A 19,228-nucleotide genomic window follows, 5' to 3' on the forward strand; every position below is an offset into this window, starting at 1 on the left:
GGTCCACCTCCGTGAACCAGCATGCCTGACCGATCGGTCAGACCCTGACCGATCGGTCAGAAAGAGGTGGTGGCGTTCCCCACACCGCGTTCCGGTTTAGCCGGCGTGCTCGGTGTCGTACCTGGTCCGCGCCTCGGCGATGGCGCGGCGGTGCCGTTCGGCCCAACTGGTCAGCGCCACCAGCGACTCGTACAACTCCAGCGCCATCGGCGTGGCCGTGTACTCCACCTTCGGCGGGACGGTCGGATAGACCGTGCGGTGCAGCAGGCCGTCGCGCTCCAGGTTGCGCAGGGTCAGGGTGAGCATCCGGCGGCTGATGCCCTCGATGTGCCGCTCCAACTCGGTGAAGCGCACCGGGCCGTTCGACGCGGCCACCAGGATGCCGATGCTCCACTTGCCGCCGACCCGGTCCAGCACCTCGCGGACGGTGCACGCCCTGGCCTGCCCGGGGGTGAACGGCACGTTCCCGGCGGCGCAGGTGAACTCCGCCTCGACCTGCGCGGACACATCGCTGTTCCTCTGGGACATCACAGTGCCTCCTTCCGCTCCGGCTCATGGTCACAGACGATGACCTCGGTAACAAACCGTGCACCAAGGAGGCGTGCGATGAACCGTACCGACCCGGCCCGCTGGCCGGCCCTGCTCGTGCTCTGCGCCGGCAGCCTGATGATCATCCTGGACGGCAGTGTCGTGTCGGTGGCCCTGCCGTCGGTGCAACGCGACCTGGGCTTCACCGCCGCCGGACTGGCCTGGGTGGTCAACGCCTACCTGGTGGCGTTCGGCGGGCTGCTGCTGCTCGCCGGCCGCCTGGGCGACCTGCTCGGCCGACGTCGGGTCTTCCTGGCCGGCGTCGTGCTGTTCACCCTCGCCTCGCTGGCCTGCGCGACGGCCACCGGACCGGCAGTGCTCGTCGCCGCGCGGTTCGGCCAGGGCGTCGGCGGCGCGCTCGCCATGGCGGTCAGCCTCGGCATGATCGTCCGGCTCTATCCGGAGTCGGTCGAGCGGGCCCGCGCCATCGCCGTCTTCAGCTTCACCGGGGCGGCCGGCGCCACGATCGGCACGGTCGCCGGCGGGGTGCTCACCGAGCTGGCCGGCTGGCGTTCGATCTTCCTGGTGAACCTGCCGATCGGGGCCGCGATCCTGCTCGCCGCCGTCCGCCAACTCCCCGCCGAACGGGGCATCGGCCTGCGGGCCGGCCTCGACCTGCCCGGAGCCCTGCTCGCCACCGCCGGCCTGATGGCCGCCGTGCTGGGCATCGTGGGGACCGGTGAGCACGGCTGGACCAGCCCGCGGACCCTCGGGGCGGCGGTGCTCGCGGCGCTGCTGCTCGGCGGTTTCGCCGTACGCCAACAGGTGGCGGCGACCCCGCTGCTGCCGGCGCGGGTGCTGCGCGTGCCGGGCCTGGTGGCGGCCAACGCGGTGCAGTTCCTCGTGGTCGCCGCGTTCTTCGGCTTCCAGTTCCTGCTCGCCGTCGAGCTGCAACTCGTGCTCGGACTGGACGCGGCGGCCACCGGCTGGGCGTTCCTGCCCACCCCGGTCGTGATCGCCGTGGTGTCGCTCGGCCTGGCCGGTCGGCTGATCGGCAGGTGGGGCGCCCGCAACGTGCTGCTGGCCGGGTTGAGCCTCGCGACAGTCGGCTTCCTGCTGCTGGCCCGGTTGCCCGCCGACGGCAGCTACCTCCCCGACGTACTCCCCGCTCTGGTGGTCTTCGGAGTGGCCGGCGGCCTGACCCTGCCGTCGGTCACCACACTGGCCATGGTCGGCGCGACCGACGCCGACGCCGGGCTGGCGTCCGGGTTGGCCAACACCACCCAGCAGGTCGGCGGGGCGGTCGGCCTGGCCGCGCTGGCGACCCTGGCCGCGGCCCGCAGCGACGGCCTGCGGGCCGCCGGCCGGGCCGAGGCGGTGGCGCTGGCCGGCGGCTACCGGGTCGCGTACGCCGTGGCCGCCGGTCTGGTGCTCGCCGCGTTGCTGGTGGCGCTGGGCACGCTGCCCCGCCACCCGAACGGCCGGCGGCCCGACGTCGATGTGCCGGTCGACGACGGCGGGCAGCGGAATCGTTCGGTGTCGAAGCGCCGCGTCCGGTTGACCGACGACGCCGAGGCCGCCAGGGTGATCGGGTGAGTGAGGCTGACGAGACCCGCGACGGCGTGGCCCTGACCAACCTGGACCAGCCGCTGTCCGACCGGAACGGCGCGACCAAACGTGACCTGGTCGACTACCTCGACGCGGTGCGCGAGCCGCTCATCGGGCAGCTGCGGGACCGGCCGCTGTCGGTGATCCGGGTCCGCCCCGGCCAGCCGCCCTTCATGCAGAAGAACCTGCCCCGCTACACCCCGGAGTGGGTCCGCCGGGTGCCGGTCTGGGCCGAGGCGTCGCACCGGGAGATCTCGTACGCCCTCTGCGACGACCGGCGCACCCTGCTCTGGTTCGCCAACCAGCGGGCCGTCGAGTACCACCCGACGCTGGCCACGGCGGCCGACCTGCACCGACCGACGCACCTGGTGCTCGACCTGGACCCGCCCGAGGGCGACGGGTTCCGCGCTGCCGTCGGCGCCGCCCTGCTGGTCCGCCAGGCGCTCGCCGACGCCGGCCTCGCCGGGGCCGTCAAGACCAGCGGCGCCAAGGGCGTGCACGTCTTCGTCCCGGTGACGGGTGAGCCCACAGCGGAGGAGTTGGCCGCCGCCACCCGGGCGCTCGCCGTCCGCGCCGAGCGGCTCGACCCGGCGCTGGCCACGACGGCGTACATCAAGGAAGACCGGGGCGGGAAGGTCTTCGTGGACGCCACCCGCGCCGGCGGGGCGACGGTCGTGGCCGCGTACAGCCCGCGACTACGGCCCGGACTGCCGGTCTCCTTCCCGGTCGACTGGTCCGACCTGACCGAGGTGACCCCTGCGGACTTCACCATCGCGACGGTGCCGTCGCTGCTCGACGGGACCGACCCGTGGGCCGCGCTGATGCCGGCGCCTCAGGCGCTCCCCGCCGACCTGGTCGCCCAGGGCCGGACCATCCCGGTGGCCCGGGTGCAGGCCATGCACGAGGGCAAGCGCCGGGCCCGCGCCCGCCGCGAAAGCAGCTGACGGTACGCGCACCCCGCGCTGCCGCGCCGATCAGCAAAGGCACGCCGCCTTCGGCGGTCCCATGTCGTCGGGGGTCTGTGGCACGATTTTCCAGGTGACCAGCCGATCCGCCGAGAGCCAGCGCCTGAGCGATCTCGCGCGGCTGCGCCGCGTCCGCGACCGCATCGACCGGGAGTACGCGCAGCCCCTGGACGTCGAGGCGCTCGCCCGGGGCGTCCACATGTCGGCCGGGCACCTCAGTCGGGAGTTCCGGCTCGCCTACGGCGAATCTCCGTACAGCTATTTGATGACCCGGCGCGTGGAGCGCGCCATGGCGCTGCTGCGTCGCGGCGACCTGAGCGTCACCGATGTCTGTTTCGCGGTCGGCTGCTCGTCGCTCGGCACCTTCAGCACCCGCTTCACCGAGCTGGTGGGGGTGCCGCCCAGCACCTACCGGCGGGAGGCGGCGCTCGCGACGGCCGGGCTGCCGTCGTGCACGGCGAAGCAGGTGACCAGACCGGTCAGGAATCGAGAAGCGCCTGTCACGCCGCCACCCCTAGCGTGACTGCCACGGGTCGGGTCGGCGCGGCGAGCCGCGTCGGCAGCGACCCCGGGGCCCCGCCCGCCCGAGAAGATGGAGACACCATGAGCAAGGCCACGGACCCGCCCGCGGCGCACGTCGCCGACCGGCACGACCTGATCCGGGTGCAGGGCGCGCGCGTGAACAACCTCAAGGACGTCACGGTCGAGCTTCCGAAGCGCCGACTGACGGTGTTCACCGGGGTCTCCGGCTCCGGCAAGAGCTCGCTGGTGTTCGGCACCATCGCGGCCGAGTCGCAGCGGATGATCAACGAGACCTACAGCGCCTTCGTGCAGGGCTTCATGCCGACGCTGACCCGGCCCGAGGTCGACGTACTGGACGGGCTGACCACGGCGATCATCGTCGACCAGGAGCGGATGGGCGCCAACGCCCGTTCCACGGTCGGCACCGCCACGGACGCCAACGCGATGCTGCGCATCCTCTTCAGCCGGCTCGGGCAGCCGCACATCGGCTCGCCCAACGCGTTCTCCTTCAACGTCCCGTCGGTGCGGGCGACCGGCGCGATCACCGTCGAGCGCGGTGCCGGCAAGACGAAGACCGAGAAGGCGACGTTCAACCGACTCGGCGGCATGTGCCCGCGCTGCGAGGGCATGGGCGCGGTCACCGACTTCGACCTGTCGGCGCTGTACGACGACAGCAAGTCGCTCAACGAGGGCGCGATCACGATCCCCGGCTACAGCATGGAGGGCTGGTACGGCCGGATCTTCCGGGGCTGCGGCTACTTCGACCCGGACAAGCCGATCGCCAAGTTCAACAAGAAGGAGTTGCAGGACCTGCTCCACCGGGAGCCGACCAAGATCAAGGTCGACGGCATCAACCTGACGTACGTCGGCCTCATCCCGCAGATCCAGAAGTCGTTCCTCGCCAAGGACATCGACACGCTGCAACCGCACATCCGCGCCTTCGTGGACCGTGCGGTGACGTTCACGACCTGCCCCGACTGTGCCGGCACCCGGCTCAGCGCCGAGGCCCGGTCGTCGAAGATCGCGGGCAAGAGCATCGCCGACGTCTGCGCGATGCAGATCAGCGACCTGGCGGCGTGGGTCCGGGGCATCAAAGAGCCCTCCGTGGCGCCGCTGCTCACCGGCCTGCAACACCTCCTCGACTCGTTCGAGGAGATCGGGTTGGGCTACCTGTCGCTCGACCGCCCCTCGGGCACCCTCTCCGGAGGCGAGGCGCAGCGCACCAAGATGATCCGCCACCTCGGGTCGTCGCTCACCGACGTCACGTACGTCTTCGACGAGCCGACGATCGGGCTGCACCCGCACGACATCGCGCGGATGAACGGCCTGCTCCTGCGCCTGCGGGACAAGGGCAACACCGTCCTGGTGGTGGAGCACAAGCCGGAGGCGATCGCGATCGCCGACCACGTCGTCGATCTCGGGCCGGGCGCGGGCACCGGCGGAGGCGAGGTGGTGTTCGAGGGCACCGTCGATGGGCTGCGCGCCAGCGACACGCTGACCGGGCGGCACCTTGACGACCGGGCCCGCCTGAAGACCTCCGTACGGACGCCGTCGGGCGTGCTGCAAGTGCGGGGCGCGAACACCCACAACCTGCGCGACGTCGACGTCGACATTCCGCTCGGCGTGCTCGTGGTGGTGACCGGTGTGGCCGGTTCGGGCAAGAGTTCGCTGATCCACGGCTCGGTGTCCGACCGCGACGGCGTGGTGTCGGTCGACCAGAGCGCGATCCGCGGCTCGCGCCGCAGCAACCCCGCGACGTACACGGGGCTGCTCGACCCGATCCGCAAGGCGTTCGCGAAGGCCAACGGTGTGAAGCCGGCCCTGTTCAGCGCCAACTCCGAGGGCGCCTGTCCCGGCTGCAACGGCGCCGGCGTCATCTACACCGATCTGGGGATGATGGCCGGTGTCGCCGCCACCTGCGAGGAGTGCGAGGGCAGGCGGTTCCAGGCGTCGGTCCTGGAGTACCGGTTCGGTGGCCGGGACATCAGCGAGGTGCTCGCCATGTCGGTGCGCGAGGCCGAGGCGTTCTTCTCCGCCGGCGAGGCGCGTACGCCCGCCGCGCACGCCATCCTCGATCGGCTCGTCGACGTCGGGCTCGGCTATCTCAGCCTCGGCCAGCCGCTGACCACCCTGTCCGGCGGCGAGCGGCAGCGACTCAAGCTGGCCACCCGCATGGCCGAGAAGGGTGGCGTGTACGTCCTCGACGAGCCGACCACCGGCCTGCACCTCGCCGACGTCGAGCAGCTGCTCGGCCTGCTGGACCGACTGGTCGACTCCGGCAAGTCGGTGATCGTCGTCGAGCATCACCAGGCGGTCATGGCGCACGCCGACTGGATCATCGACCTCGGCCCGGGCGCCGGCCACGACGGCGGCCGGATCGTCTTCGAGGGCGCCCCGGCCGATCTCGTGGCCGCCCGCTCCACCCTCACCGGTGAGCACCTGGCGGCGTACGTCGGCAGGTGAGCCCCCGGGGCCGGCGCGCGGCAGCGGCGTCGGCCTCACCGGGACCGGGACCGGTCCCGGTGATCAGCGTTCGGGTAGGCGTGGCCGGCTGATCGGGGCGCTGAGCATTCCGGTGATGGCGTCGACGAGGAAGTCGCCGACCTCGGGCCATTGCGGGTCTTCGCCGGTGCGTTCGGCGCGTGCCTCGACCTCGGCCGTCGTGGTGCTGACGATGCGGGTGATCAGGAGCGCACGGCCGGCGACCACCTCCGGGTCGAGGTGCCGCAGCCGCGCGGCCAGGGACTCGCGCAGCTCCAATGCCTGTGGCGTGGTGTCCTGGGCTTCGCGCATGATCGGCACAGTGGTGGGGTTGTGCAGCATGTGTTCCAGGAACCGGGCCCGCCAGCTCGGGCGCGGTAGCTGATCGAGAACCCGCATGCTCGGCTCCACGAGACCGCGGATGTCGCCGAGGATGGAGTCGTCGGTCGGGGGCATCTGAGCGCGTTGTTCCGCCACGGCGTGCACGTGGCGGGCCATGAGCGCCTTCAGCAGGCCCTCGCGCCCGCCGAAGTAGTAGCGCACCGCCGAGTGGTTGGTGTTGCCAGCCGCCTCGGCCACCCGGCGGTCGGAGATCTCGGCGACTCCCGATTCGGCGAACAGCCGCTCCGCCGCGTCCAGCAGCGCGGTGCGTGCCGCCTCGGACCGCCTCATGACCCCGGCCCCCTCGTGTCCTCGCCCGGATGTGACTCAGGTCAACCTAGCCGGATTCCTGGTTCCGGCATCCGCCGCCTACAGTTTGTAAGTCAACTGGCGTACAAACTGCTCTGGAGCGTGCATGGATACCGAAGCCGTGATCGAGGCTGCCGACGTGGTGGACGGCCGCCCGCCCGGCGCGGACCGCAAGGAACAGATCATCCGAATGGTCGCCCTGTTCGTGATGCCCTTCCTCATCGTCACGATGATGTTCGCGACCTACATGTCGACCATGCATTCACCGCACCCCCGGGACATGCCGGTCGCGATCGTCGGCAGCGGCGCCCCGGCACAGGCCGTCGTCGACGGGCTCAACGCCGCCGACAGCACCGAGGCCACACTGGTGGCCACCCGCGACGACGCGGTCGACCTGCTGCACGACCAGGAAGCCGCCGGGGCGCTCGTCCTGCCCACCGACGGCAGCGCCAACGCCACGATCCTCACCGCCTCGGCGGCCGGAGCCTCGCAGAACGCCACGGTCCAGCAGTTGCTCGCGCCCGTGGCCCTCCAGAACAGCTGGCAGACCACCGCCGAGGACGTCGCGCCGCTCCCCGCCGGTGACTCGGCCGGCATCGCGGTCCTGTTCGCCGCGATGGGCATGATGCTGGCCGGGTACGTGCCACTGAGCATCATGGTGATGGGCGTCCCCCACCTGCTGCGGCTGCGCCGGTTCCTGCCCGTTCTGGCCGGCTGGTCCGCGGTCACCAGCTCGATCATCTGGCTCATCCTCGGGCCCGTCGTGGGAGCCGTCGACGGCCACTACCTCACCTTCCTCGGCGTCGGCATGCTCGCCACCGCGGCCGTCGGCCTGGCCCAGCTGCTGCTCTCCAAGTTCGTCGGACCCCTCGCGGTGCTGCCCGGCATGCTGCTCTGGGTCGTGTTCGGCATGCCCGCGTCCAACCTGGCCCTGTCCGTGCACAACATGCCCGGGTTCTTCCAGTTCCTGCACGGCGTGCTGCCGCTCCCGGCGGCCGGTGAGGCACTGCGCTCGGTCCTGTACTTCGACGGCAACGGCCTGGGCACCCACCTGATCGTCCTGGCCGTGTGGCTCGTGGCCGCCCTCGCGCTCTGCCTGCTCAAGGAGCGCAGCGCGAGCGGCAACACGATCCCCGGCGTCCCTCCGATCGCCGACCCCGAGGCGAAGGCCCCCGCTCTGGCCGGCGGGCCACCGCGCTCCAAGCGATTCCGGTACGTGGCCGCGGCCGGCTTCCCGCTGGCCATCCTCGTGGTCGTCGTGGGCGCCATGGGGTTCTCCATGCACAAACCGCAACCGCACGACATCCCGGTCGTCGTGGTCGCCGCCGCCCCCGGGCAGGCTCAGCAGACCGCCGCCGGCCTCAACGCACAGCTTGACGGCATCCTCGACGTCACAGTCGCCGACACGGTGGACGAAGCCACCGAGCAGATCCGTACCCGTGAAGTGGTCGCCGCCTTCGTCCTGCCGTCGGCGCCCGACACTCCCGCGACGCTGTACTCGGCGTCCGCCGCCAACGCCAGCCAGCAGTCCGCGATCCGCGCGATCTTCCAGCCGATCACCGCGGCCCAGGACCTCCCGCTCACGCTGACCGACGTACAACCCCTGAGCGATACCGACACCGGCGGCAGCAACAGCATGTACGTCGGCATGTCCTGGATCATGGCCGGCTTCCTGTTCCTGGCCGTCCTGCGCGGTGGTGCCCCGCACGTGCGCCGCGTGCCCCAGTTCCTGCCGCTGCTGGGCGGCTGGGCGATCGGCATGTCCGTCTGGCTGTGGTTCCTCTTCGACGTCGTCATCGGCGCGATCAGCGGCAACGCCCTGGAGACGATCGCCTACGGCGCCCTGACCATCTTCTCGGTCTCCCTGGCCACCGGAGTGCTCACCCGCACCGTCGGCCTGGCCGGCATCATCCCGATGATGCTGGTGCTGATGATGGCTGGCGTGCCCGCCTCCGGCGGTGGCATGTCGGTGTACCTGGTCCCCGAGGTGTTCCGCCCCCTGCAGGACGTGCTGCCGCTGCCCGCGGCTGTCGACATCGCCCGATCGCTGCGGTACTTCGACGGCGTCGGTGTCGGACAGAACCTGCTGGTCATCGCCATCTGGGGCGCTGTCGGGCTCGTCCTGAACCTCGTGATCGACAGGTGGCTCAAACGCCGCGCGGACTCCGGCGACCCGGATGCGGGTGCGGCACCCGAGGTGCACCCGAGGTTGGTGCCGGCCGAGGCGCACTGAGCGGCACCGCAGCCCACCGCCGATCCCTCGCGATCGGCGGTGGGCTTGCTCCTTCTGGTCAGGCCGGGTCGTACTCGACGGCGACGTCGAGCACCCAGGTGACGCCGAACGGGTCGGTGAGCATGCCGTAGAGGGGAGCCCAGCCGGCGGGTGCGAGGTCGACCAGGACTGTCGAGCCCTCGCTCAGTTTCTTCCAGTAGCCGGTGATCTCGGCGGCGTCACTGCCCCGGACCGAGACGAAGAACGGGCTCTCGCCCTGGCTCCACGGCCGCGCCGACGGCACGTCGTACGCCATGATCTGGAAGCCCTCGACGGACGTGACCTGACCCCACATGATCTGGTCGGCCTCGTCCGGGGTCTGCACGTTGTGGGCGTCGGCGTAGGTCACCGCGGCGAGGTCCCCGTCGAAGACGGACCGGTAGAAATCGAGGGCGGCCCGCGCGTTGCCCCGAAGGTTGATGTGGGCGACGGTGTTGATGCTCATTGCTGCTCCTCGTGTGACGTGACCCGTGGCTGTTGCCCGGGTGCAACGCCGACGATGGCAGGGGTAGCGGTCAGGTTGTGTCCGCTACCCGGGGCACACTCGGGGGCATGGCCACGACCTCCGCGAGACTGCTGTCGCTGCTCTCGCTCCTCCAGGCCCGACGTGACTGGCCTGGCGGTCTCCTGGCCGAGAGGCTGGACGTGAGCCCGCGTACGGTGCGACGCGATGTCGACCGGCTGCGCGAGCTCGGCTACCCCGTCAGAGCCTTCAAGGGCCCGGACGGCGGTTACCGGCTCGACGCTGGCGCCCAACTGCCACCGCTGCTGTTCGACGACGAGCAGGCCGTCGCCATCGCCGTCGCACTCCAGGTGGCAGCCCTCTCCGGGGCGGACATCCAGGAGGGCGCGGCGCGAGCGCTGAACACCATCCGGCAGGTCATGCCCAGCCGGCTGCGGCACCGCGTCGACGCCCTCCAGGTCACCGCCGTCGGACAACCCACGACCGGGCCGGACTCCCCGGTCGACGGCACCGTGCTGGCAGCCATCGGCGCGGCCGTCCACGCCCACGAGGTTCTGCGCTTCGACTACGCCTCGACGAGCGCCGCCGCCGACGCGCCGCCCCGCCGCGTGCAGCCCCACCACCTCGTCACCTGGAAGGGGCGCTGGTATCTCGTCGCCTGGGACCTCGACCGAGACGACTGGCGAACCTTCCGCTGCGACCGGGTCAGCCCGCGTACCCCGACCGGACCACGCTTCACCCCACGACAACTGCCCATGGGAGACGTGGCCACGTACGTCACGGGCCGCTTCCGAGGTTCCACCGACGCCTCGGCGTGGCCCTGCGTTGGCGAGGTCATCATCGGCCTTCCCGCCGTCGTCGTCGCCGCGTACACCCGCGACGGGCTTGTCGAAGAGATCGGCCCCGAGCGCTGCAAGCTCGTACAGGGCTCCTGGTCCTGGGTCGGCCTCGCCGCCGCGCTCGGCAGGTTCGACGCGGACATCGAGGTGATCGGGCCCGCCGAGCTCAAGGCTGCCTTCGGCGGTCTCGCCCGCCGCTACGCCGACGCGGCCCGGCCCGGCTAGACGCGCGGCGGCCGTGCGCACACGGCCACCCGGGCGGCGCGTCGCGGGCTTCGGGGAGCGGAAACGCAAAACCGGGCGCGTGGAGGCGGTGTGCCTCTGCGCCCGGCGGTGAAACTTTTCTTGGTGCCCCCGGCAGGATTCGAACCTGCGCCCCCGCCTCCGGAGGGACGTGTCCTACTCGGCGGTGACCCGTCGCTGAGCTGGGCGAACGTCGGTGGTAGGTAGAGCAGTCAGCCAACTTTGGCACGTATTTGGCACGCAGGACGCGTTTTCGGCGGACCCACGGCTCATCCTGTAGATCAGATACGCGCTCGGCGGTGCGCGTGCCGTCCGGCCGAGCCGGCAAGATCGAAGTCAATGTCACACCCTCGCTGTACGTTCTTCCGCATGATAAACGACGAACAGGACAGTCGCGAAGAATGTTTTCCGGAGGCAGATCCTGAGCGGAGCCATGCAGCGACCGAGAAGGTTCCTCGAACAAGCGCGAAGCGCTTCAGGGCTTGGATATTGACAAACAACCCGCACCGAATCACCTTGCTTGCAATGAACTTCCTGCGCGATAATCCCGTCTGGCTGACGGCCGTTCTAGGACTTGCTGCGCTAGGGATCATCCTCGGCGGAGCGACGCTGCTTGCCGTGATGGCGGTGGACATATCGGAAAAACTTGCGAGGGTTCCCTCAACGGCTGCCGCGAAGATTGTCACCGATCCGGTCGGGCGCTACTTCGATGAGCATTCGGAGAACTTTCCAATTAACCCGCTAGCACTTCGACGTACCTGGATCGGCTTCGGAGTGCTGGCGTGGGTATTATCCGTATGGGGTGCCGTGGGTGCCCGATTCGCATGGCTGCTCTTTGGCCTCCTGACTGCCGGGATGGTATGGGTAGCCACCTCTCCGCCGAGCCAATGGTTGGCTGTGGGGATTACCGTGGTGTGGTGGTCAGCCCTAGCGGTATTCGCTTACCGACGAGTTGGCCGAGGCGACGACCGGTTTGATGAGCATGACGACGACAGGAACTCCCGGCACATCGGGCTACGCGGTCAGGGTAGCGCCGTCGATGGCATGAGTAGATACCTTGGCGGTGTCTCCTCGGAGGCCCGAGGCGCGGCGCTTCAAAGGCGAATGGATTCCGCCATCGCGAACAGCAAACATGCAAGTTTCGACGCATTCTTCCGCTCGAATTGCACTAGGCGGATTAAGGATATCGCTTCTACCCTGGATGTGCCGGAGTGGCTTGTGCGCGAAATGAAGGCGGAGACTTACCCCTCCGGCGCAGGTTGGCGAATGCAGCGGGTGCCGTGGCAGATCCAGCACGATGCTGCCAAGGCTCATCTAGTGGACGGTGAAAAAGTCGCCTCAATCGCGGCGCGGCATGGGGCCAGTCCGTCTGCCGTGCGACGGTGGATCAAGGCATACCAAAGCGAATTTTCATCAGAAACCGACGCCATTTAATCACCACATCTGCGCCTTACGGCGCGCGCCAGTTGGGTGGGCCGCCCTGGAAGACGGCAGCAGCGGGCCGCTATCCCCGTTGCCGCATCAGATGCAGTATCGCCGTTGCTGCCGATTCTGCATCGGTAAATCCTGTATCGATTCGAAGGTCTGCCTCTATGCCTTCGGTTTCGTCCCACGCTTTTAGGCGAGCTGGTACATCTCCTGTCTTTCGCGCTTTCATCCTTTCCTCCGCGATATCTCTCGCGCACCAGAGGTACACGACAAGCCATGTGATGGTGCGGTCGGCCTTTTTCACAGCTTCGACGGCGGCGGTCTGCCCGAGATGCAGCACCGGTACACCAGCGGCCGAATGCCCCAATAGCCCTGTGTGATCGACTGCGTAAACCGCGCCGTACCTGCGGTTCTCCCAAACGAGATCGCCGTTATCCCTTAGTTCTGTTAGCTCCGCTTCGCTGGTCATCCGATAGCCATGAGTGCGACCGCCGCCGGCCTTCAACCGTTCGAAGAGTGAGCACCGTGCATCGGCCTTGTGAAGAGCCTGCGTCACCGTGTCTTTGCCTGCGGCGGGTGGTCCGTAGAGGATGACGCCTGCCCTCACTGCTCGGCCTCTCCGCCCATGACCTCATGGAGAAGCGTTCTCGCCTGCGCCTTGAGCGGTGCACCGGAAATGCAGTTGTTGACCAGCATATGCGGAACCTTTGGCCGGAAATCCAGGTCGATCCGGCGAAGATAGCCATCCCAGTCGGCGAGCTTTGCCGCATCGCGGGCAGCTCCCCGACGTCGGATATAGGTCTGCATGCTGCCCTCATCGCAGTAGACCCAGACGAACGTGACGCTCGCGCTCTTGTCAACAAAAGACGACCGCGTGCGATCCAGCCAGGCTGAATCGTTGAATTCAGCAATGAAAGGCGCGGTAATGATGGCACTATTGCCGCAAGCGACGTTCTCGGCGGCGGCTTCCATCAGGGCCTCGTACTCACGCGGCCTCAGCAGTTTTAGGTACTGCTCAGATTCTCGGTCGTGCGGGGAAAGCCCGATAAGCTCTAGCGCCGCCTCTAGGACCGGACGGGTCAAAGTGTCTTTATCCAGCATCGGCCAGCCTGTCTCGCGAGCGAGAATTCGGCCCAATTCAGTCTTGCCGCTACCCGCGTATCCGCCAATCACCAGGACATGCGGAGATTGAAGGTGGATCTCATTCCGCTTGCTCTGATCTGGCGCATTTACTACGCGCTTAGAGCGAGATTTGCTAACTACTAGCCCCTCGTCGGCTAGTAGCCGCATGGCTTCGGTGATGGTGAAAACACTTACGCCCCACTGTGCGGCAAGCTCACGCGTCGAATCGAGCACCTGACCATCACGAAGTGCACCCGACTCAATGTCATTGCGGATGGTTCGCGCCACCTGTTGATGAAGCGCTTCAGAGCGATCCAGCCGAGGTCCAGGGGTTGGCATGGCAGTCCTCTCGCGGTCAGGCAGGGCGAGGGAAGCCTACCAGCGGCCTATCAGATGGTAGGCCACCTACCGCTGTTGTGGCAGCTCAAGCGCGAGTTCTTGCCTAACAGTTGACCTGCCGGCATATCAGTTGTTAGGTTGCCTACGTCACACAAGCCGGCAGGCAGCCGGGGAAGGCAGCCCCTCACGGAGCTGCGCGCCCACGAGCCTCCGCGCAGCCGCTCATTGAGAACTGAACAGCAGAAGCGCCGCGTAGATCCGTCTGCGGCATTCCCGCCTTGAGCCACACGGTGGCCGACCCCGGTAGATCCCGGGTGAGCGGGGCGAGCGGGCCGGGTCTGGCGCGCGGTTGCTTCTGCCTCTCATTCCTGCTCACCCGGGGTGCGGCCGATCTGGTCGCACCCCGGGGTTTCACCACTTCATCGACTACCGGAGGTTCCCCCGTGCGCACGCACCTCGCTCCCGTTACCGCCGAACCGACCGCCGCCGATCTCGCCGGGATCGAGTCGGAGTGGCCGCTGATCGCGGCCGAGCTGGACTTGCTGGACGCCGAGATCACGCTGATTTACGCCGAGGATCACGGCGGCCCGTCGCCGCTGGACTGGCGTCGGTTGCGCCGGGCTGAGGCCCGTGTCACCCGCGCCGCCACCGACACCGCTACCCGTACCGACCCGCGCCGCGCGGCCTGATGTCGCGCATCCGCGCCGCCTACTTCGATCCGGACGGGGCGCGGTACGGCATCCCCACCTACTGGTGGCGCGGTGCCCCGCCCGGCTACGCCACCCGCCGCCAACTGACCGCCGCCGGCCTACGCCCCGGTGGCCAGCCGATCGCCGCTCAGGTGCTCTGGCGCGGCGTTGGCGGCACCCGCACCGCCTACCTGTACCGGCTCGACCTCGCCGCACCGAAGCGCACCGCGACCCCCGCGCAGCGCGCCGCGATCGGCAAGGCACTCACGGCCCGCCGCACCTGCCCGATCTGCCGCCAAGTGCGGCCGTACTTCATCCCGCGCTCGCTGGGCGAATGCCTCGCGTGCGCCTTCCCCCAGGAGGACGCAGCATGACCGCCCCCACCATCAACGGCACCCGCTACCCCCAACCGATCGAGGACCTGTTGCCCGCCGCCCGCGCGCTGGACCTGCCGGACGGGGAGGTGTTCCCGTCGCGGAACCGGCTCATGCGGGAGTTCCGCATCGGCGCACCGAAGGCCGGCGAACTGCTCGCCCTGCTCAAGACCACGCCCGCCACGCCACCGGCCGACACCACCGAGGCGACCACCCCAGACCCGGCACCCGCGCCAGCCGCACCCGAGCCCGCGCCGCCGGTCGTACCGGACCCGACGCCCGCACCGGAGATCACGCCGCCGACGCCGCCGGCCGAGGTCGCGCCGGTCAGTCGCCCGGACACGCCCGCCCCGCCCGCGCCGGCCCGGTCGGCGGTGGTGTGGCCGGTGGTGCTGCTGGCCCTGCCGGCGTTCGTCGCCATCTGGTCCGGGTGGGTTGGCCTCGGCGGACTCACCGGATTCGGCATCGTGCACCCGCTCCCGGGCATCTGGGACAGCTTCTCCATCAACAGCGCGATCACCCTCCCCATCGGAGTGGAGACGTACGGCGCGTACGCCCTGTACGTGTGGCTGTCCGGTCGAGTGCCGGAGCGGGCACGCCGGTTCGCCAAGTGGTCCGCCCTCGGCTCCCTCGCCATCGGCGCGCTCGGTCAGGTCGCCTACCACCTGTTGGAGGCCGCCGGGGTCACCTCGGCCCCGTGGTGGATCACCACCGCCGTGGCCTGCCTCCCGGTCGCGGTGCTCGGCATGGGCGCGGCTCTGGCGCACCTGGTGCGCACTCACGACTAGTTCCGCCCGGCGGCACGGCCCCTGGCCTGGAAACCCGTGCCGTGCCGCCGGCCCCCTACCGATCTCCCGACCGTTGGAGGAACCCCCATCATGACTGCCCCTGATGAGAACCGTTTCGACTGGCAGGCCGCCGAGAACGACCTGACCGACCCGACCACCGGCCCGGATGCCGAGGTGGTCGACCTGGACGACGCCCGCGCCCGCCGGGTGCCCCGCCCCCGCCCGCCGGCCGACGACGACACCGCCGAGGACGACGGCACCGAGGATGCTGAGACGGTCGACGACGGCCCGGAACGCCTCGGCGGGTTGGTCGACGCGGCCGAGGACATCCCGCCGGAGGTGCTCGCCCGGCAGCGGGAGCGCCGGCCGATCCTGGCCGAGTGGGCGCGTTCGTGGCGCGGCCTGCGCGCGGCGGCCCGGCACCAGAGCAAGGACGCCGGCTACGTCACCGCGTACCACGCGGTGCGCCTGCCGAAGTACGCGGCGAAAACCGCTGTGTGGGCACCGGTCGGCCTGTTCCGCGGCCTCGGCCGGGCGGTGCACTGGGCCAGCGCCGAAGAGGGCAACTGGCACCTGCGGCAGGCAGCCGCGACCCGTGGTGAGGCCGACGTGTGGCTCAAGCTCGACGCGCGCCGGCAGCGCCAAAGCGTGTGGCGGTGGTGGGTTCTGGCCGCCGGTGCCGGGGCGACCGTCGCCGGGGCGATCGTGCTCACGGTTGGCCCGCCGTGGTGGCGCTACGTTGCCCTTGCCGTGGTGGTGCCGCTGCTGGCCACCCTCGGTCGACCGGCGGACAAGCCGCTCACCGACCGGGTCACCGAAGGCACTCGGTACCGCAAGCTGACCGCTGACCTTGTGCGGCGGGCGTTGACCTCGTTGCAGATGGCCGCGATCAACAGCGCAGTTGCGAAGGACCCGAAGGCGATCAGTTTCCCGGTGGACATTCACCGCGACGGCCCGGGGCACCTCGCGGTGGTTGACCTCCCGTACGGGGTGGAGGCCGCCGAGGTGGTCGCCCGGCGCGGCCGGCTGGCCTCGGCGATGCGGCTGCCGCTGGATCAGGTGTGGCCCGAACCGGCACCCGGCCACACGGGCCGGCTGGCCTTGTGGGTCGGCTACGAACCGGCGTCGCAGATGACGCAACCCGCGTGGCCGCTGCTGTCGACCGGCGCGAAGGTGGACCTGTTCAAGGCGTTCCCGTTCGCCACCACCCCCCGACTGGACGCCATCAACGCGGAGATGATGTTCCGCAACTGGCTCTTCGGTGGTCAGCCCGGCTCGGGGAAGACGTTCGCGCTACGGACGTTGGTGCTGGCCGCGTCGCTGGACCCGCGCGCCGAGATCCGGGGCTACGAACTCAAGGGCGTCGGGGACTTCGCCGTCCTGGAGCCGGTCATGGCCGAGTACGGCAACGGCTTCGATGACGACACGCTCGCCCGGTGCTTCGCGTTCATCGAGTGGCTGTACGAGGAGTGCCGCCGCCGCTCCAAGCGCATCGACCACTACGCCAGGTTGGGCAAGGCACCCGAGAACAAGGTCACGCCCGAGCTGGCCAACCTCAAGGGCTCCGGGCTTCACCCGCTCGTGGCGTTCTTCGATGAGCTGCAAGAGCTGATGACCAGCAAGTACGGCAAGGAAGCCGGGGAAATCCTGGAAAAGGTCATCAAGCTCGGCCGGGCGTTCGGCGTGATCCTGCTGATCGGCACGCAGATCCCCGACAAGGACAGCCTGCCGACCGGCATCACCCGCAACGTCAACAGCCGTTTCTGCCTGTCCGTGGCCGACCAGACCGCGAACGACATGATCCTCGGCACGTCGGCCTACAAGCAGGGCTACCGGGCCACGGTGTTCGTGCCAGGTGACGAGGCCGGGTGGGGCATCCTGCGCGGCTTCGGTCCCAAGCCGACTGCGGGCAAGTCGTACAAGGTCGACACGAACGCCGCCGCCCGGATCGTCGCCCGCGCCGTCGCCCTGCGGCAGGCGGCCGGGACGCTGCCCAAGCCGGACGAGCAGACCCGCGAGGTGGCCCCGGTCGCGGACGTGCTCGGCGACCTGGCGCGGATCTGGCCGGGCGACGAAAAGGCGGTGTGGAACGAGACGCTGTGCGGTCTGCTCGCCGAGCTGCGGCCCGAGGTCTACGGCGGGTGGGAGGCCGCGCAGCTCACCACCGCGCTCAAGCCCCACCCAGCGGTGAAGGTCGGCGACGTGGGCCGGCGCATCGACGGCAAGGCCACCACCCGGCGCGGCATCAAGCACCCCGACGTGCTCGCTGCGATCGCGGAGCGTGACCGGAAGCGGTCCGCTGGCTAACCCGCCGCGAGGGTGCTAGCGCTAGCGGCCCGCCCTGCTAGCGCTAGCACCCTCGCTAGCACCCCATCCGAATCATGAGCTGCGACCTAGCAGATAGCAGCTCACGGCCGTTCGCACCCAAAAACCGGCCCAGGAGGCACCCGTGAACCCCCACCTGACCGCCGCTATCACCCTCGCCACGATCCCCACCCTGATCACGCTCGGTTACGCCATCGTGTGCTGGATCAAGCCCGTCAAAACCTGCCAACGGTGCGCCGGCACCGGCCGAATCACCACCCGCGTTCTCCACCGCCCGCGTGCCTGCCGGCGCTGCGACCGAGGCCACCGACTGCGCACCGGCCGCCGCGTCTACAACCACTTCCACCGGCTGCGCGCCGAGGCGAACCGATGAACCGCCGCGCCGCCGGCCACACCGACTGGTGCGGCAAGGACCACCGATGCGGCCTCGGCGAGCACCGATCCGAAGAGATCGTGGTCGACGTCGCTGGCCGCTCCCGTGCCGTCCTGGTGCGGGTGCGCACCGCCGCCGGCCGCGAGCACGCCGAGGTGCGCGTCAGGGTGGCGCTCGCCCCGTCCGAGGTGGCCGCGCGCCGGCAACTGGTCGGGTTGCTCGGCGACCTGCGGCACGCCGTCACCCGGGCCGCGATCACCGCCCGGCCGCGACCGAGGCGGGCCGGCTGATGGAGGTGTGGCTCAGCGGCACCCGCGCCGAGCTGGACGCCGCCACCGCCGCCCTCGCTGACCTCGGGCACGTCATCCAACAGGGCCAGCGGTGGCCGATGGGCGGTGTCGATGCCGGCCGCTACCGCCTTTACCTGCGGCTGACCGTCGCCACCACCGCCGCCGCCGTCCGTCACCGCCCGGCACCCGACGGCGGGGGTGAGCTGATCGACCTCACCGCCGCCCGCGCTTTGCGTCGCCCCGCCTGAACAGGAGCACTCATGTCTGACCTGCTCACTACCGCGCTCGTGCACGCCGAACGCGGCTGGCACGTTTTCCCGCTACGCCCCGACGACAAGCGACCCGCTTTCCCCGACCACACCGCCGACCAGTGCACCGGCCGCGATCCGCGCTGCCGCACCGCCGGGCACCACCTCGGGTGGGAGGCCCGCGCCACCACCGACCCGGCCCGCATCCGCCGGGCATGGTCGGCCCGCCCGTACGGGATCGGGTTGGCCTGCGGCCCGTCGCGGCTGGTGGTGGTCGACCTCGACCGACCCAAGGACGGCACCACCGGGCCGACCGGGCTGGACACGCTCGCCGCGCTGGCCGCCGCACATCTCGCCGGCATCGACCCGACATACACCGTGACCACCGGGGGAGGCGGCACCCACCTCTACTACCAGCACCCCGACGACGGGCCGGCACTGCGCAACACGGCCGGCTCGCTCGGCTCGCTGGTCGACACCCGCGCGCACGGCGGCTACGTGGTCGCAGCCGGGTCGACGGTCGCCGGTCGGCCCTACCGGGTCGACCTGGATACCGACCCCGCCCCGCTGGCCGGGTGGCTGGCCGGGCTGCTCACTCCGGCGCCGCTACCGCCGCAACGCCCGGTGGTGGTCGACTTGCC

The 19,228-nt window shown here is 70.0% G+C and carries 20 protein-coding genes; 15 read left to right on the forward strand and 5 right to left on the reverse strand.

What is annotated here, in order from left to right:
* Positions 1-96 precede the first annotated feature (96 nt).
* The gene (locus AB0B39_RS16780) at positions 97-531 is read right to left on the reverse strand and encodes a helix-turn-helix domain-containing protein (RefSeq protein ID WP_357495960.1); all 435 of its coding nucleotides are present in this window, start codon (positions 529-531) and stop codon (positions 97-99) included.
* Positions 532-606: 75 nt separating this feature from the next.
* On the opposite strand from AB0B39_RS16780, the gene AB0B39_RS16785 reads away from it, so the two are divergent.
* The 4 genes from AB0B39_RS16785 (at position 607) to AB0B39_RS16800 (ending at position 6,086) form a co-directional block, all read left to right on the forward strand.
* Positions 607-2,124 carry an MFS transporter gene (locus tag AB0B39_RS16785; protein WP_357574712.1) on the forward strand — a complete coding sequence of 506 codons (1,518 nt, stop codon included), beginning with the start codon at positions 607-609 and terminating at the stop codon, positions 2,122-2,124.
* Positions 2,121-3,080 carry an ATP-dependent DNA ligase gene (locus tag AB0B39_RS16790; protein ID WP_357574713.1) on the forward strand — a complete coding sequence of 320 codons (960 nt, stop codon included), beginning with the start codon at positions 2,121-2,123 and terminating at the stop codon, positions 3,078-3,080. The genes AB0B39_RS16785 and AB0B39_RS16790 overlap by 4 nt, the downstream gene beginning before the upstream one ends.
* A gap of 61 nt (positions 3,081-3,141) precedes the next feature.
* On the forward strand, positions 3,142-3,624 hold the full coding sequence (locus AB0B39_RS16795) for an AraC family transcriptional regulator (protein WP_357574714.1): 483 nt from the start codon (positions 3,142-3,144) through the stop codon (positions 3,622-3,624).
* Positions 3,625-3,704: 80 nt separating this feature from the next.
* The gene (locus AB0B39_RS16800) at positions 3,705-6,086 is read left to right on the forward strand and encodes an excinuclease ABC subunit UvrA (protein ID WP_357574715.1); all 2,382 of its coding nucleotides are present in this window, start codon (positions 3,705-3,707) and stop codon (positions 6,084-6,086) included.
* Between the two features lie 63 nt (positions 6,087-6,149).
* Here the strand turns inward: AB0B39_RS16800 and AB0B39_RS16805 are convergent, their stop codons facing one another.
* A complete protein-coding gene (locus AB0B39_RS16805) occupies positions 6,150-6,776 on the reverse strand; it encodes a TetR family transcriptional regulator (protein WP_357495967.1) in 627 nt (208 codons plus the stop codon).
* 124 nt (positions 6,777-6,900) lie between these two features.
* Here AB0B39_RS16805 and AB0B39_RS16810 point away from each other — a divergent pair, with 124 nt between their 5' ends.
* The gene (locus AB0B39_RS16810; RefSeq protein WP_357574716.1) at positions 6,901-9,027 is read left to right on the forward strand and encodes an ABC transporter permease; all 2,127 of its coding nucleotides are present in this window, start codon (positions 6,901-6,903) and stop codon (positions 9,025-9,027) included.
* A gap of 58 nt (positions 9,028-9,085) precedes the next feature.
* Here the strand turns inward: AB0B39_RS16810 and AB0B39_RS16815 are convergent, their stop codons facing one another.
* Positions 9,086-9,511, reverse strand: a complete 426-nt coding sequence (locus AB0B39_RS16815) for a VOC family protein (RefSeq protein ID WP_357574717.1) — start codon at positions 9,509-9,511, stop codon at positions 9,086-9,088.
* Between the two features lie 107 nt (positions 9,512-9,618).
* Here AB0B39_RS16815 and AB0B39_RS16820 point away from each other — a divergent pair, with 107 nt between their 5' ends.
* Complete coding sequence (locus AB0B39_RS16820; RefSeq protein WP_357574718.1) at positions 9,619-10,593, forward strand: transcriptional regulator; 975 nt, start codon at positions 9,619-9,621, stop codon at positions 10,591-10,593.
* Between the two features lie 387 nt (positions 10,594-10,980).
* On the forward strand, positions 10,981-12,045 hold the full coding sequence (locus tag AB0B39_RS16825; protein ID WP_357574719.1) for a helix-turn-helix domain-containing protein: 1,065 nt from the start codon (positions 10,981-10,983) through the stop codon (positions 12,043-12,045).
* A gap of 70 nt (positions 12,046-12,115) precedes the next feature.
* Here the strand turns inward: AB0B39_RS16825 and AB0B39_RS16830 are convergent, their stop codons facing one another.
* Positions 12,116-12,595 (reverse strand): kinase, encoded by a 480-nt coding sequence (locus tag AB0B39_RS16830; RefSeq protein ID WP_357574720.1) that lies wholly within the window; start codon positions 12,593-12,595, stop codon positions 12,116-12,118.
* Between the two features lie 47 nt (positions 12,596-12,642).
* Positions 12,643-13,449 carry a GntR family transcriptional regulator gene (locus AB0B39_RS16835; RefSeq protein ID WP_357574721.1) on the reverse strand — a complete coding sequence of 269 codons (807 nt, stop codon included), beginning with the start codon at positions 13,447-13,449 and terminating at the stop codon, positions 12,643-12,645.
* A 494-nt stretch (positions 13,450-13,943) separates the two neighbouring features.
* On the opposite strand from AB0B39_RS16835, the gene AB0B39_RS16840 reads away from it, so the two are divergent.
* The 8 genes from AB0B39_RS16840 to AB0B39_RS16875 all read left to right on the forward strand — a co-directional run.
* Positions 13,944-14,189, forward strand: a complete 246-nt coding sequence (locus tag AB0B39_RS16840) for a DUF6284 family protein (RefSeq protein WP_357574722.1) — start codon at positions 13,944-13,946, stop codon at positions 14,187-14,189.
* Entirely contained in the window at positions 14,189-14,563 is a 375-nt protein-coding gene (locus AB0B39_RS16845) for an RRQRL motif-containing zinc-binding protein (protein WP_357574723.1), read from the forward strand. Before AB0B39_RS16840 ends, AB0B39_RS16845 begins: the two co-directional genes overlap by 1 nt.
* The gene (locus AB0B39_RS16850; RefSeq protein ID WP_357574724.1) at positions 14,560-15,351 is read left to right on the forward strand and encodes an ABC transporter permease; all 792 of its coding nucleotides are present in this window, start codon (positions 14,560-14,562) and stop codon (positions 15,349-15,351) included. Before AB0B39_RS16845 ends, AB0B39_RS16850 begins: the two co-directional genes overlap by 4 nt.
* A 90-nt stretch (positions 15,352-15,441) precedes the next feature.
* Positions 15,442-17,658, forward strand: coding sequence for a cell division protein FtsK (locus AB0B39_RS16855; RefSeq protein ID WP_357574725.1), 2,217 nt, complete (start codon positions 15,442-15,444; stop codon positions 17,656-17,658).
* Positions 17,659-17,800: 142 nt separating this feature from the next.
* Entirely contained in the window at positions 17,801-18,049 is a 249-nt protein-coding gene (locus AB0B39_RS16860) for a hypothetical protein (protein ID WP_357574726.1), read from the forward strand.
* On the forward strand, positions 18,046-18,339 hold the full coding sequence (locus AB0B39_RS16865; protein ID WP_357574727.1) for a hypothetical protein: 294 nt from the start codon (positions 18,046-18,048) through the stop codon (positions 18,337-18,339). Before AB0B39_RS16860 ends, AB0B39_RS16865 begins: the two co-directional genes overlap by 4 nt.
* Positions 18,339-18,587 (forward strand): hypothetical protein, encoded by a 249-nt coding sequence (locus tag AB0B39_RS16870; RefSeq protein ID WP_357574728.1) that lies wholly within the window; start codon positions 18,339-18,341, stop codon positions 18,585-18,587. Before AB0B39_RS16865 ends, AB0B39_RS16870 begins: the two co-directional genes overlap by 1 nt.
* Before the next feature lie 12 nt (positions 18,588-18,599).
* Positions 18,600-19,228 (forward strand): bifunctional DNA primase/polymerase (locus tag AB0B39_RS16875; RefSeq protein ID WP_357574729.1); only part of this gene is annotated, 629 nt, incomplete at its 3' end.

Origin of the sequence: Micromonospora sp. NPDC049114, assembly GCF_040648635.1 — a bacterium.
Classification (GTDB): domain Bacteria; phylum Actinomycetota; class Actinomycetes; order Mycobacteriales; family Micromonosporaceae; genus Micromonospora.